The sequence below is a fragment of the Nonomuraea sp. NPDC049129 genome (genome assembly GCF_040648495.1).
Lineage (GTDB): Bacteria > Actinomycetota > Actinomycetes > Streptosporangiales > Streptosporangiaceae > Nonomuraea.
On sequence record NZ_JBEZDU010000010.1, the window covers coordinates 215,471 to 228,685 of the forward strand.

11 protein-coding genes are annotated in these 13,215 nt (G+C 69.9%); 3 read left to right on the forward strand and 8 right to left on the reverse strand.

From position 1 onward, the window contains the following. Positions 1-598 precede the first annotated feature (598 nt). Positions 599-2,509 (forward strand): S8 family serine peptidase, encoded by a 1,911-nt coding sequence (locus AB0B64_RS30760; RefSeq protein ID WP_357940101.1) that lies wholly within the window; start codon positions 599-601, stop codon positions 2,507-2,509. Positions 2,510-2,606: 97 nt separating this feature from the next. Here the strand turns inward: AB0B64_RS30760 and AB0B64_RS30765 are convergent, their stop codons facing one another. The 4 genes from AB0B64_RS30765 to AB0B64_RS30780 all read right to left on the reverse strand — a co-directional run bounded on the left by AB0B64_RS30765 (position 2,607) and on the right by AB0B64_RS30780 (position 7,936). Then, positions 2,607-3,866 carry a cyclopropane-fatty-acyl-phospholipid synthase family protein gene (locus AB0B64_RS30765; protein WP_357940099.1) on the reverse strand — a complete coding sequence of 420 codons (1,260 nt, stop codon included), beginning with the start codon at positions 3,864-3,866 and terminating at the stop codon, positions 2,607-2,609. A gap of 4 nt (positions 3,867-3,870) precedes the next feature. Then, positions 3,871-5,220 (reverse strand): FAD-binding oxidoreductase, encoded by a 1,350-nt coding sequence (locus AB0B64_RS30770; RefSeq protein ID WP_357941460.1) that lies wholly within the window; start codon positions 5,218-5,220, stop codon positions 3,871-3,873. A 130-nt stretch (positions 5,221-5,350) separates the two neighbouring features. Next, the gene (locus AB0B64_RS30775) at positions 5,351-6,334 is read right to left on the reverse strand and encodes an NAD(P)-dependent oxidoreductase (RefSeq protein WP_358181491.1); all 984 of its coding nucleotides are present in this window, start codon (positions 6,332-6,334) and stop codon (positions 5,351-5,353) included. 66 nt (positions 6,335-6,400) lie between these two features. After that, on the reverse strand, positions 6,401-7,936 hold the full coding sequence (locus AB0B64_RS30780) for a serine/threonine-protein kinase (RefSeq protein WP_357940095.1): 1,536 nt from the start codon (positions 7,934-7,936) through the stop codon (positions 6,401-6,403). Between the two features lie 140 nt (positions 7,937-8,076). On the opposite strand from AB0B64_RS30780, the gene AB0B64_RS30785 reads away from it, so the two are divergent. Both AB0B64_RS30785 and AB0B64_RS30790 read left to right on the forward strand, forming a co-directional pair. Then, positions 8,077-9,198 carry a CaiB/BaiF CoA-transferase family protein gene (locus tag AB0B64_RS30785; RefSeq protein ID WP_358181488.1) on the forward strand — a complete coding sequence of 374 codons (1,122 nt, stop codon included), beginning with the start codon at positions 8,077-8,079 and terminating at the stop codon, positions 9,196-9,198. 1 nt (position 9,199) lies between these two features. Continuing rightward, positions 9,200-10,357: a cytochrome P450 gene (locus tag AB0B64_RS30790; protein WP_358181485.1), complete on the forward strand. Its 1,158-nt coding sequence runs from the start codon at positions 9,200-9,202 to the stop codon at positions 10,355-10,357. Here AB0B64_RS30790 and AB0B64_RS30795 read toward each other — a convergent pair. The 4 genes from AB0B64_RS30795 to AB0B64_RS30810 are packed head-to-tail and all read right to left on the reverse strand — an operon-like array spanning position 10,320 to position 13,205. Then, on the reverse strand, positions 10,320-11,078 hold the full coding sequence (locus tag AB0B64_RS30795) for a hypothetical protein (protein WP_358181482.1): 759 nt from the start codon (positions 11,076-11,078) through the stop codon (positions 10,320-10,322). The genes AB0B64_RS30790 and AB0B64_RS30795 overlap by 38 nt on opposite strands. Next, positions 11,075-12,154 (reverse strand): glycosyltransferase family 4 protein, encoded by a 1,080-nt coding sequence (locus AB0B64_RS30800; protein WP_357940090.1) that lies wholly within the window; start codon positions 12,152-12,154, stop codon positions 11,075-11,077. The genes AB0B64_RS30795 and AB0B64_RS30800 overlap by 4 nt, the downstream gene beginning before the upstream one ends. Further along, positions 12,154-12,498, reverse strand: a complete 345-nt coding sequence (locus tag AB0B64_RS30805) for a hypothetical protein (protein WP_357940089.1) — start codon at positions 12,496-12,498, stop codon at positions 12,154-12,156. The genes AB0B64_RS30800 and AB0B64_RS30805 overlap by 1 nt, the downstream gene beginning before the upstream one ends. Further along, positions 12,495-13,205 (reverse strand): hypothetical protein, encoded by a 711-nt coding sequence (locus AB0B64_RS30810; protein ID WP_358181479.1) that lies wholly within the window; start codon positions 13,203-13,205, stop codon positions 12,495-12,497. Before AB0B64_RS30810 ends, AB0B64_RS30805 begins: the two co-directional genes overlap by 4 nt. Positions 13,206-13,215: the final 10 nt, after the last annotated feature.

The following is a 13,215-nucleotide window of genomic DNA, read 5'->3' on the forward strand; positions in this document are numbered from 1 at the left end:
CGGGGGTCCCAGGTGTTTCGTCACACGACCGTCTCGATCTCGGTGGCGGTCCGTGGTGGCTGGGGTCCCTCGGGAGATGCCCCCTCTGGGAACGCGCGCGGAAGAAGACGGTCCGTTGTGGCTGAGGTCCCTCCAGAGATGCCCCCTCTGGGAACGCGGACGAAGACGGTCCGTTGTGGCTGAGGTCCTTCAGAATGGACATCCCCTCCCAGGGACGCCGTAGAGACCGCCTTTCTTCATTACGCCACTATGGCCGATGAGCGCGCCTTCCGCGCGATTTACAGCGCGCATGTGAATTGTCCACCAAGGCGCCATATATTCGCCACAATTTCGCCATACGACTGCATCCACCTGCGCAGATGTGAGATTTCAGCATCTTGAGCGGCGATTTGAACATCTACCTAAGCCCCGGCCCTTGTTGAGTAGGTTTCGATCATTTACTGTCCAGGTGATCAATTCACTCACCTTGGAGTGGCGGATGAAAAAGTGGGTTTTATCCTGCATCATCATGGCGTTAGCGGCCACGACAGGCGTGAGCGTGCCGGCCCATGCCACGTCGGCGAATCTGATTGACCAGCCCCCGACGATAGAGCCCGGGTTGAGCGCGCGGCTGGCCGCCGGTGCCAAGATCAGGGTGAATGTGATCACCAAGAGCCGGACGGATCTGCCTGAGGCGTCGAGTGCCGGTCAGGTGCTGCAGACGATGTCCCGGTTCCCCATGGTCACCTTGCGCGTCGACGCGGCGGCGGTGGACCGGCTGGCCAAGCTGCCGAACGTGGTGAGCGTGTCGGAGGACAAGCCCGTACCACCGGTGCTCGCCGAGAGCATCCCGCTGATCGGCGCGGACAAGACTCGGGCGGCCGGGTTGACCGGCGCGGGCAGCGTGGTGGCCGTGCTGGACACCGGCGTCGCCGTCAAGCACCCCTTCCTGGGCGGACGGGTGATCGAGCAGGCCTGCTTCTCCCCCATCGACGCCGACTACGGCGCCACCAGCCTGTGCCCGAACGGCACCGCCACGCAGACGGGAGCCGGCTCGGCCGACTCCGAGAGCGGGCCGTGCGCCGACGCGGCCCTCGACTGTGATCACGGCACGCACGTGGCCGGGATCGCGGTCGGCGACGGCACGAACGTGGCCGGCGCCCCGCCGGCCGGGGTCGCCCCTGGGGCCAAACTCGTCGCCATCCAGGTGTTCAGCAAGTTCACCACCGACGACTTCTGCGGGGTGGGCGCCGCGCCGTGCGTGCTGAGCTTCACCAGCGCCCAGGTGGCGGGACTGGAGAAGGTCCTGCAGCTGAAGGAGGCCGGTACGGCGCTGGTGGCCGCCAACCTGAGCCTGGGCGGCGGCCAGTACACCTCCGCGTGTGACACCGACCCGCGCAAGCCGGCCATCGACGCGCTCCTGGCGGCCGGGGTGGCCACGGTGGTCGCGGCCGGGAACAACGGCTACGGCGACGCGGTCAGCGCGCCCGCCTGTGTGCCCTCGGCCATCACGGTCGGCAGCACCACCGACACGGACGAGGTGTCCGCCTTCAGCAACCGCGGTCCGCTGCTGGACCTGTTCGCCCCCGGCACGTCGATCGTCTCCTCGGTGCCCGGCAACACCTTTGGGTCGCTGAGTGGTACGTCGATGGCCGCTCCGCACGTGGCCGGCGCGCTGGCCGTGCTCCGCCAGGCCTTCCCCCAGGCGAGCATCGGGCAGCTGGAAGCGGCCATGGAGAGCACGGGCAAGCCCATCGCCTATACCAGCGCCACCACGCCCCGCCTCCGGCTGGACAGCGCGGCCCTCCCGCCGACCCAGCCCACCGACGGCGCCCTCTGGCCGATGTACTTCTCCAACTTCAACGACTACGCCATCCCCGACCCGGGCAGTGTGGACTCGCCGATCGTGGTGAGCGACCTCCTCGGCAAGACCCCGTCCCAGGTGCACGTCTACGTCTCCATCCAGCACCCTTGGGTGGGTGATCTGAAGCTCTCCCTGATCAGCCCAGACGGAAAGGCATATGTGCTGAGGTCGCCGTCCTCGGACGGCAGCGATTTCATCGACGAGACGTACGACGTGGACATCAGCGCCGTGACGAAGCAGAACGGGACCTGGAAGCTGCGTGCCGCGGACGGCTGGTCACCCCATGCCGGCATCATCGATGCCTGGTCGATGGACTTCCCCTACTTCGAGAACTGGACCGAATACGCCATCCCGGACAAGGGCCGCCTCGTCAAATCGCCCATCACGGTCACGGGCTGGCTCCCGGGTAACGCACCCCAGAAGATGACGGTCTCCGTGGACATCAGTCATCCCTGGAGAGGCGACCTGAAGATCGATCTGATCGGCCCGACCGGCATCGTTTATCCGCTTCGCGCGGCGAACTCCAAAGACGACGCCGACCAGATCGAGGAGACCTATCCGGTGGATGGAAGATCCTCACCGGCCAACGGGACGTGGACGTTACGCGTCGAAGACGTCACAACCGGCGACACCGGCTACATCAACGGGTGGATGCTGAGGTTCTGAACCGTCGGCACCGGGTGTGAGGGGCCGGTGAGCCCCTCACACCTCAAGCCTTAAAATCGATAAGCCTTAAAATCGATAAGCCTCAAGTCGATAAACCTCAAGGCCAGTCGATCGACGGACGAAGCGGGACGCCGGAGTGTCCCTCCGAGTCCAGCTTGACCCCCAGCACCTGGTGCAGCTGCACCTTGTTGCGTTCGAAGCCCACGATGCAGCCCGCCATGTACAGGGCCCAGACGCGGGCGGTCCCCATGCCCACCTCCTGCACCGCGTCGGCCCAGTTGGCGTCGAGGTTGGCGCACCAGTGCCGGAGGGTCTCGGCGTAGTGCTCGCGCAGGTTCTCCTCGTGGCGGATCTCGAAGCCGAGGTCCTCCATCTGCCTGACCAGGTAACCGACCGACTCCAGCTCGCCGTCGGGGAAGACGTAGCGGTTGATGAAGCCGCCCTTGTTGAACGTCTTCTCGGTGCCGGTCGGCCGGGTGATGCAGTGGTTGAGCAGGCGGCCGCCCGGCTTGAGCTTGCTGTAGAGGAAGGCGAAGTAGGACGGCAGGTTGCGCTTGCCGATGTGCTCCGTGAGACCGATGGAGCTGACCGCGTCGAATTCCGACTCGACGACGTCGCGGTAGTCCATGAAGCGGACCTCCGCCAGGTCCTCGAGGCCGGCCTCGACGATGGCCTTCTGGGCCCATTCGGCCTGCTGCTTGCTGAGGGTGACGCCCAGGGCCTTGACGCCGTAGTGCTTGGCGGCGTGCATGACCATGCCGCCCCAGCCGCAGCCGACGTCGAGCAGCCGCATGCCGGGCTTGAGGCCGAGCTTGCGGGCCACCAGGTCGAACTTGGCGTATTGCGCTTCCTCCAGCGACGACTCCTTGGTGGGGAAGACGGCGCAGGTGTAGGCCATGGACGGGCCCAGGACCCACTCGTAGAAGCGGTTGGAGACGTCGTAGTGGTGGTGGATCGCCTCGGCGTCACGCTGCTTGGCGTGCCGGGAGCCGAGCTTGGCCAGCGTGCTCTGGCGGATCTCCTGCGGCGGCGCCGGGACGCGCATCATCAACGGCTTCAGGCCCAGCGATCGGACGGCCGCCACCTTCTCGGCGGTCGTCAGGTCGTTGGTGGTGATGTTCCACATGCGGTCGAGCAGTGTGTACATGTCGCCGTGGACGTCGATGTGGCCGGAGATGTACGCCCGGGCCAGGCCGAGCTCTCCGGGTGCCTGCGCGAGGTAGGCGACCGCTATCGGGGACTTCACCTCCAGGGCGAGGTCCGCGCCGTCCGGCCCCGCCTTGCTGCCGTCGTAGGCCATGAACGCGATGTTGGCCTGCGGGCCAACGATCTTCTCAAAGATGGATGCGAGAGCCATCTGCTCACCTTCCCCGTACACACTTGTCGTACAGGTCAAGCATTCGGCCGTTCGGGTCGTATTCCTGCTTGACCGGCCAGTAAGCATCGCCGTTGTACAGCTGCCAGAACTGCTCACGGGCGTAGAAAGAAGTCGAGTAAAGCGACTTGTGCCCGTCGAGCTCGTGCACAGAGTTCTCGATGAGACGGTTGTAATAACCGTCGAACTGCCCCCGTGGCAGTGGCACCATTCCCCAGAAGCCGAAGTTCACGTACAGCTTGCCGGGCTCCAGGGGGTAGAGCGGCCAGCGGGAGGAGGCCCGCAGCGGGCACATCCACACCGGCGTCATGCCGACCTTGTCGTGAAAGAACTCCAGGAACTCCGCGCCCCGCTCGACCGGGGTCTCGACGTCCTGGATGACCGATTCCTGGACGGGCTGGTCGCGCCATCTGTCGACCCGCGCGACCACCCCGTATTTCCGGTCGAGCGCGACCAGCCGCCGGTAGACGTCGGAGCGCATCCAGCGGCGCGGCATCAGCGAGCGGACCACCGGCTGCTGCACGCCGAAGGCACGCGAGCACCAGAACCAGTCGGTGTCCCAGCGCCACAGGTAGTCGCGGATGCTCAGCCAGTCGCGGTTGCGCTGCCTGATGGACTGGTAGTAGATCCGCATGCCGGTGTAGTCGGAGGTGTAGGGCGCACGCTCGGCGAAGCGGCCGACCGTGAGATACATCTCCCCCGGCTCGAAGAAGACACCGTCGATGAAGTCGACGGGCTCCCCGTCATGCTCCATGCTGTCGCAGATCTCCTGCATGGCCAGCATGCACTTGTCGGCGTCGGTGAACTTGACGTGCGTCAGCTTGACGTAGGGCTGGACCTTCCTGAGCTTGATCCTGATGCGCAGGGCGTAGCCGAGCGTGCCGTAGGAGTTGGGGAAGGCCCGGAACAGGTCGCGGTGCTCGTTGTCGTCGCGGGCGACGACGATGCGGCCGTCGCCGGTCAGGATCTCGAGCTCCTCGACCGACTCGTGCGGCAGCCCGTCTCTGAAGCTGGTCGACTCGATCCCGAGCCCCGTCACCGCGCCGCCCAGCGTGATCGTCTTGAGCTGGGGCACCACATAGGGCATGAGCCCGTGCGGCAGCGTGGCGTCGACCAGGTGCTCGTAGGTCGTCATGCCCTGGACCTCGGCCGTCATCGTCACCGGGTCGACACTGATGACCTCGTCGAGCTCCCTGGCGGAGAGCTTGGCGGTCTTGCCCGAGTCGCGGAATCTGAAGAGGTTGGACGTGGCCTTGGACAGCCGGGGCGAAGCGTCCCCCGGGATCTCCGCGTACGACTGCCTGATGTGCTCTACTGCCCGTCGGTGTGTCGACATCGTTGTCGTCACGGAAGCACCCCCTTGAGCCGGTAGAGATCGTCCGTAAGAAGGTATCTCCCTGGACTGACATCGACCAGACCGGGGTCGTTAAAGACTCGAAAACTGTTTATCGTGCCCGGTCGAATGCCTACGCGGTGGGCGAACCCGGAAACTTCCGGCAGATGATCGGCGAGACCCCGTTGATCACGTTGGCCACCTCGTGGCCGTCCAGCGCGGCCGTGAGGTTGGCCATCGTGGCCGTGAGCAGGCGTCCGGTGGACTCCGGCGTCACTCCGGCGACGTGCGGCGACAGCAGCACGCCGTCGATCTCGCGCAGCGGGTCGCCGTCGGGCAGGGGCTCGATGTCGAACACGTCGAGCGCGGCGCCGCCGAGATGCCCGTCGGTGAGCGCGCCGGCCAGCGCCGCCTGGTCGACGACCCCGCCCCTGGCCGCGTTGACCAGTAACGCGCCCTGCTTCAGCCGCCTGGGGTCGATCAGGCCACGAGTCTCGTCGGACAGCGCGATCACCACGACGACCACGTCGGAGTCGGACAGCAGCGGTGCCAGCTCCTGGTAGCCCGGCTCGGCGCGAGGCGTGCGGGTCCAGTAGGACACCTGGCAGCCGAACGCCCGGAACAGCCGGGCGCAGGCCGCGCCGATCGGACCGTAGCCGACGATGCCCACCTGCCGGCCGTGCAGCTCGCGGGGCTGCAGCCCCTGCTGCGGCCAGTGGCCCGCGCGGACGGCGGCGTCGGCCTCGGCGAGCTTGCGCGACAGCGACAGGGCGGCGGCCAGGCACCACTCGGACACCGCGACGGCGCTGACGCCCGCCGTGTTGGCCAGCGGCACGCCCGCGGCGGCCAGCGCGGTTAGGTCGTGGCCGTCGACGCCGACCGAGGGCTGCTGGACGAAGGCCAGCCGGGGCGCGGCGGCCACCGCCTCGGCGTCGAGCGCCAGCAGCGCCGTCCAGTCGCCGAGCACGATCTCCGCCTCGGCCAGCGAGGCGAGGAGCGCGGCGCGGTCGCGGGCCGGTGGCACCCGCACGGCCACCCGGTCGCCGAGCGGCGCGAGCAACTGCCGCAGCACCTCCTCGGGGAGCGGCGCCAGCGCGAGCAGATTCCAAGGCGTCATGCCACACCACCGGCACTCTGATTCCGGGGCGTCATGCCATCACCGGCATGACCGTGGAGGGGTTACTCATGCCGCTACCGTAAAGCTGGCGATCACCTGCCGCATCAACCCCTGGTCTTGTTTCCAGCGCGCCTCGGTGGCCGTCCACGACAGGACGTAGGCGGTGTCCCCGATCGCCACCGCCCGCTGCACCTCGTGGTACTTCACGCCCTGCGTGCTCCACGGCGCGTCGCCGGTCGGCCCCGCCGTGTAGGTGAACTCCCATTCCACGGCCTTGGTCCCCTGGTGGGTGACGGACCTGCGGCGCAGGGTCCGAACGTCCTGGTCGTTCTGCCCGGCGGTCTCCTGCGAGTCGCGGATGATCTGGTTCGGGTCCGGGTTGACGTAGATGGCCTGGACGCCGAAGTGCCCGCTCCGGTCCCGGCGCGTCCACTCGGTGTAGGCCTCCTTGCGGGCGCCCCGCCAGCCGATGGGCCGCATGATGGACCAGCCGTCGGGGGACTTCCAGGCCCGTACCGTCGCCACCACCCTGGTCGGGGTGGGCGTCGGGGTGGGGGTGGGCGTCGCGCTGGTCTCGGCGCTGGGCGGCGGCGTGCTCGGCGGCGCGCTGGCCACGGCGCTCTGCGTGACGCGCGGCGCGCCTTCCGCCGACCCGCTGAACTTGAAGAAGGCGAACCCGCCGCCGGCGACCACCAGCACCGCCGCCGCTGCCGCCGCGAGGAGGGTACGGCCGCCGCGGGGCGGCTTCGGCTCCACCACGACCCGGTCGGCGTTCGGCTGCTTGGCGGCGACGACGGCGGCCAGCAGCGCGTCTGCCTGCTCGGCGTTGACCCGTTCGTGCGGCTCCTTGCGTAGCAGCCCTTGCAGGACCGGGTGCATGATCGGCGGGATCCGGCGGTAGTCCGGCTCCTCGCTCAGCAGCGCGTTCAGCGTGGCCATGGGATCGCCGCGCTCGAACGGCGACCGGCCGACCAGCGTGGCGTAGAGCGTGGCCCCGAGCGACCACAGGTCGGAGGCGGGCCCGGACTCGGCCGCGCGCACCCGTTCGGGAGCCAGGAAGCTCGGCGAGCCGGTCACCATCCCGGTCTGGGTGAGCGACGCGTCTCCTTCGGCGGTGGCGATGCCGAAGTCGGTGAGCACGGCCCGGCCGTCGTCGGTGAGCAGGATGTTGCTCGGCTTGACGTCGCGGTGCAGGATCCCGACCTCATGCGCGGCCCGCAACGCCGACAGCACCTGGCGGCCCACGTCGGCCGCCTGCCGTACCGGAAGAGCGCCGGAGGTGGCGACGACCTCCTCCACCGAGGGGTGGCGTACCAGCTCCATGATGATCCACGGCCGGCCGTCCTCCTCGACCACGTCGTAGATCGCGACGACGGACGGGTGGTTCAGCCGTGCCGCCATACGCGCCTCGCGGGCGGTACGGAGCAGCTGCCGTTCCTGGTCGGCCCGGGGCAGTCCCGCGGGCAGGAGCACTTCCTTAACGGCGATCTGCCGGTTGAGCAGTGTGTCGCGGCCTTCCCAGACCACGCCCATACCGCCGCGCCCCAGTTCGCGCAGTAACTGGTAGCGCTTGGCCACCAGCTGGTTGCTATCCGAAACCATGTCCAACCCTTGTAGACCCACCCGAACAGTGGGCAAGTTTCCCATACCTCGCGTATGTCTGCCTGGAGGTCGGGAAGGCGTCTTGCCAGAGGTCACCGAATGTTGTTCTACTGAGGCCAGCCGAGTCGTAGGAGATGCCGATGTCTGAAGGCCGTCAGGGCCCGCTCGCCGGGATCCGGGTGCTGGAGCTCGCGGGGCTCGCGCCGGGCCCGTTCGCCGGGATGATGCTCGCCGACCACGGCGCCGACGTGCTGCGCGTCGACCGCGTGTCCGCCGTCTCCGACGAGCCGCGGACGGACGTCATGGACCGCGGCAAGCACACCATCGGCCTGGACCTGAAGTCGCCCGAGGGCGTCGCCGCGCTCAAGGAACTGGCGAGGAACGCCGACGTCGTCATCGAGGTGTTCCGGCCCGGAGTGGCGGAGCGGCTCGGCATCGGCCCCGCCGACCTCCACGCGGTGAACGAGCGGCTGATCTACGGCCGGATGACCGGCTGGGGACAGGACGGGCCGCTCGCCACCACCGCGGGCCACGACATCGACTACATCGCGATCTCCGGCATCCTGTCGATGCTCGGCCGCGCGGAGGACAAGCCGACGCCGCCGATCAACATCCTGGGCGACTTCGCCGGCGGCGGTCTCATGCTCGCGTACGGCGTGCTGCTCGCCCTGTTCGAGCGGGAACGCACCGGCAAGGGCCGAGTGATCGACGCGGCCATGGTGGACGGCGCCGCGATCCTGTTCGCGATGTTCTACCACGGCGTGCAGAGCGGCTTCTGGGGCCCGCGCGGCACGAACCTGCTGGACACCGGCGCGCCCCACTACGACACCTATGAGACGGCCGACGGGGAGTTCATGGCGGTCGGCTCGCTGGAGCCGCAGTTCTGGAACGCGATGGTGACCCGGATGGGGCTGACGGACCTGCCGGACCGCGGCGACAAGAAGCAGTGGCCGGCGCTCAAGGCCCGCCTGGCCGAGGAGTTCAAGTCGCGGACGCGGGCGGAGTGGGAGGCGGTGTTCGAGGGCTCCGACGCGTGCGTGTCGCCGGTCCTGTCCATGAAGGAGGCCGTCCGGCATCCGCACAACGTGGCCAGGGGCGCCTTCGCCGACGTCGGCGGGCTCAGCCAGCCGGTACCCGCCCCGCGCCTGCTCGGCGTACCGGACCAGGACCTCTCACCCGCCACCCGGCTCACCGACCTGTCCGCCTGGGGCCTGAGCGCCGAGGCCGCGGAGAAGCTGCGCTCCCAGGGGGTGCTGGCCTGACATGAACCCCGACCTGCTCGACGGCGCCCTGTACGCGGGCGACCCGGCACCCGTCTACGCCTGGCTGCGCGAGCACTCCCCCGTTCACCACGACGCCGCCAACGGGCTGTGGGGCATCTCCCGCCACGCCGACATCACGGCCATCGAGCGCGATCCCGGGCTGTGGACCAGCACCGGCGGCTACCGCCCCCAGCTGCCCTCCGATCCGTCGATGATCGGCATGGACGACCCGGAGCACGCCGAGCACCGCCGCCTCGTCTACCGCCGCTTCACGCCGCGCTACGTCCACGAGCGCTACGCCGCCCGCGTCCGCGAGGTCGTCGTCGAGCTGATCGACCAGGCCCTGGAGACCGGCACCGTCGACGCGGTGCCCGCCCTGGCCGCGCCGCTGCCCGCCCGCATGATCGGCTGGCTGCTCGGCTTCCCCGACACGGACTGGCCGCGGCTCAAGCACTGGTCGGAGACCACGATCGTGGCGGGCGGCGGCCTGCGCTACGTCACGCACGAGGCCGCGGTCGCCGCGGGCGAGTTCGGCGAGGCCGTACTGGCCCTGGCCGCCGAGCGCCGGACGTGCCCGGCCGACGACCTGGTGACCCTGTGGTCCGGCCGGGCCGCCTACGACGACGACCACCTGGCGAACGAGGCGCTGCTGCTGCTCGACGGCGGCGCGGAGACCACTCGTACGGTCATCGCGACCGCGATCGACGCGCTGATCCGGCACCCGGACCAGTGGCGGCTGCTGCGGGAGGACCGCGGCCTGATCGAGAACGCCGTGGAGGAGTTCATCCGCTGGACCACCCCGATCCTGAACATGTGCCGCTCGGCCACCCGCGACACCGAGCTCCACGGGCAGCGCATCGGCCGCGGCCAGCAGGTCCTGCTCATGTACGGCTCGGCGAACCGGGACGAGTCGGTGTTCGACCGCCCGGAGGTGTTCGACGTGACGCGCAAGCCGGGCGGGCACATCGCGTTCGGCCTGGGGACCCACTTCTGCCTGGGCGCGTCCCTGGCCCGGCTGGAGTTACGGATCTTCTTCGAGGAGTGGATCGACCGGGTGGGCTCAGCCGCCTGGGCCGACGACGCGGGCCCGCGCATCCTGCCCAACGCGTTCGTGCGCGGCGTCACGTCCTTTCCCGTCGTGCTCTCGCCGCGCGGGTGAACTGGTCGTCGAAGCGGCGGGGGAAGGGCACCATCCGATGCTTGTGCCGGTACGGCGCGGCCTGCCGTACCACGTTGAACCCGGCGGCGGAGACGATGCGGCCGGCCGTGGCGAACAGCGGCCAGGCCGGGCGGACGGCGAGGTGGGCCACCCCGGCGGGCAGGCCGGGCGGCGCGGCGGGCGAGACGAGCACGAGGCGCGGGCTGAGACCTTCGTGGACGGCGCTCTCGCGGGCGTACGCCACCAGCTCCAGGATCTCGCCCGGCGGCCCGGAATGCACGATCAGCCAGTCCCCCGAAGCCGTCAGCCAGTCTTCCGGAGCCGTGGCGGGCGGGGCCGGTGGATCGGCCAGTGCCAGCGGGACCACCTCGTCCGACACCGACTCCAGGTAGGCCAGGTGGGGATCGCTCACCGGCTCGGCCAGCCACGTCCGGTGGAAACGCAACGGCCGGGCCGGGATCAGCGGCCGGTACGCGTCCCAGCGCAGCAGCCTGGCCAGGTGCACGACACGCGGCCCCGGCGGCACCGCCGCCTCGATCTCGCCGTCGAGCCCGGCGGGAAAGGCGTCCACCACGATCTCGTCGGCCCGCGCGAGCACGGCCGGGTCGCGCGGCCACTCGGTGCGGATCGTGGCCGCGGCGCCCGGATGGACCGTGTGCAGGTAGGCCCGGACCCGCGTGAGATGGCCGAGCCCGCCGCCTCTGGCGTAACAGACGATCATGCGCTCTCGTGGAACACCCTCAGGTAGCCCTCCGTCTCGGCGGTCACCGTGAAGTCCCTGCGTACCCGCTCGGCCGCCGCCGTGCCGAGCTTGGCCAGCTGCTCGTCCGTCGCCCGCGCGGCCTGGTCGACCGCCGCCCGGCACTCGTGCGGGTCCCCGGCGGCGAAGCGGAAGCCGATCTCGTCGTCGACCAGGTCGGCCAGCCCGCCCGCGTCGGAGGCGAGCAGCGGGACGCCGAGGGCGGCGGCCTCCAGGGCCACGTTCGGCAGCCCGTCGTAGAACGAGGGCAGCGCGACCAGGTCGCAGGCGGCGTAGAGCGCGGGCAGCTCGTACCGGTCGAGGAACGGCAGCCGCGTGTGCCCGACCGGCACGTCCAGGTCCGCCTCCAACTCCCCGACGAGCAGCAGGTGGAACAGGTCCGCGTGCCCGGAGGCGGCCAGCGCGTCGAGCAGGAAGCCGACGCCCTTCTTGTTCTTGAGCTGCCCGATGAGCCCGATCGTGCGCCGGCCGGCGGCGGCCCGCCTGGCCAGGCCCGCCGCGCGTTCGGAGGGCAGGATCTGCCAGCCGGCGGTGTCGATGCCATTGGCCACCCACCGCACCCGCGCCTCCGGAACCAGCGCGGACACCAGCGGCGCGTGCCCCGAGGCCACCACGCACACCGTGGCCGAGGCCCGTAACGCGTCGAGCAGGGCGCCCCTCCGGCGCAGCGAGAAGACGCCGGTGTCGAAGTCGTTGCCGCGCAGCAGCGTCACCAGCGGCGCGCCGAGCCACGCGGCCAGGATCGGGGCGCCGAGCATGGCGTATGTGCCGCCGAACGCCACCACGTGCGTGTACGACTCACCGCGCAGCACGGTCCACAGCCGGCGCAGCGCGTGCTCGGGATTGTCCTCCAGCGGCACGGTGAGCAGCCGCCCGCCCCGCTCGCCGCCGGTCTGCCAGGGCCGGTCCCGCCTGGTCAGGTGCGCGACGTCGATCTCCACGCCCGCCTCACGCAGGCCCCTGACGATCCTGTCGCAGGACTCGGCCATGCCGCCCCTGCTCGGCGGGTAGTGCTCGGTGAGCCACAGCAGCCGCATCAGCTGTCCACGAAATCGCGCTCGTCGCCGTCGCCGAAGTCACCGAAGTCGCCCTGGTCCTCGGGGTCGAAGGCGCCTCTGTCGTAGTCGTCGAACGTGCCGTACCAGCCGGGGTCCTGGTAGGTGGAGGAGGTGCTCTGGTAGTGGTCGCGGCGGAAGCCGCTGGTCCAGAACGGGTCGTAGGCGGAGCCGTAGCCCTGGGCGGTCGCGCACTCGGGACAGACGCCGCCGGGACCGACGTGCCGGTCACAGATCGGCCTGCCGCACCCGGCGCAGGCGGCGACCGGCGCCCGGCCGCAGCGGCCGAGCACGAAGAATCCGGTGCTCACCATGCACGGGATCACGCGGCCCGCCTCCTTTGCGTCCACCTGAACGGTTCGGTCGCCACCGTCATGATCGCCCCGAGCTGGTCGCGCTCGGCGGGCAGCGGCACCTTGGCGGCGGCCCTGATCACGGTCTTCACGCCCGGACGGACCTTCACCCGGATCCACCACGGCGGCGGGCTGCCCGGCCGCGCCGGCACCTGGCCCTTGGCCAGCGAGCGGCTGGTCCGAATGTGCTGTACGGCCTTCGTCTTGGTCTTGGTCTTGTGCTTGCCCCGCGGGTTGACCTTGACGACGCGGCGGCGCCTGACCAGGTCGGTGACGGCGAGCGTGAGCACGCTGCCGTCGCGTAACTCCGAGCGGACGCTGAGCCACGGATCGCGCACCCACCACTCCTCGGCCCGCCGCACCGGCCGTACGACCGGCAGGGACCGGCGCGGGCTCTCCTTGCCGGGGACGCCGTGGCCGCGCAGATCCGCGGTGATACCGACCACGCCGCCGCCGACGTCTTCACAGAGCACCCTGATCAGCGGCACGAGCAGGCTCTCCGTACGCGCGGGCAGCCGCCACTTGGGCCGGCGGACGAGCCCGCGATGCCGGGAGAGGCTGGCCAGCAGCGCCGCCCATTCCGCCTTGGGCAGCGTGGCCGAGAGCGTGTGCTCCCAGATGAGGGTCTGGTGCAGCGGGTGGAACCCGGCGATCGCCGCCCGTGTCTTCCGCCAGAACATGGCTCGAAAC

Bases quoted from the DNA above. Each gene is read 5' to 3' on its own strand.
- AB0B64_RS30765 (WP_357940099.1), bottom strand. From the start codon at position 3,866: ATGGCTCTCGCATCCATCTTTGAGAAGATCGTTGGCCCGCAGGCCAAC.
- AB0B64_RS30770 (WP_357941460.1), bottom strand. From the start codon at position 5,220: ATGTCGACACACCGACGGGCAGTAGAGCACATCAGGCAGTCGTACGCG.
- AB0B64_RS30775 (WP_358181491.1), bottom strand. From the start codon at position 6,334: ATGACGCCTTGGAATCTGCTCGCGCTGGCGCCGCTCCCCGAGGAGGTG.
- AB0B64_RS30780 (WP_357940095.1), bottom strand. From the start codon at position 7,936: ATGGTTTCGGATAGCAACCAGCTGGTGGCCAAGCGCTACCAGTTACTG.
- AB0B64_RS30785 (WP_358181488.1), top strand. From the start codon at position 8,077: ATGTCTGAAGGCCGTCAGGGCCCGCTCGCCGGGATCCGGGTGCTGGAG.
- AB0B64_RS30790 (WP_358181485.1), top strand. From the start codon at position 9,200: ATGAACCCCGACCTGCTCGACGGCGCCCTGTACGCGGGCGACCCGGCA.
- AB0B64_RS30795 (WP_358181482.1), bottom strand. From the start codon at position 11,078: ATGATCGTCTGTTACGCCAGAGGCGGCGGGCTCGGCCATCTCACGCGG.
- AB0B64_RS30800 (WP_357940090.1), bottom strand. From the start codon at position 12,154: ATGCGGCTGCTGTGGCTCACCGAGCACTACCCGCCGAGCAGGGGCGGC.
- AB0B64_RS30810 (WP_358181479.1), bottom strand. From the start codon at position 13,205: ATGTTCTGGCGGAAGACACGGGCGGCGATCGCCGGGTTCCACCCGCTG.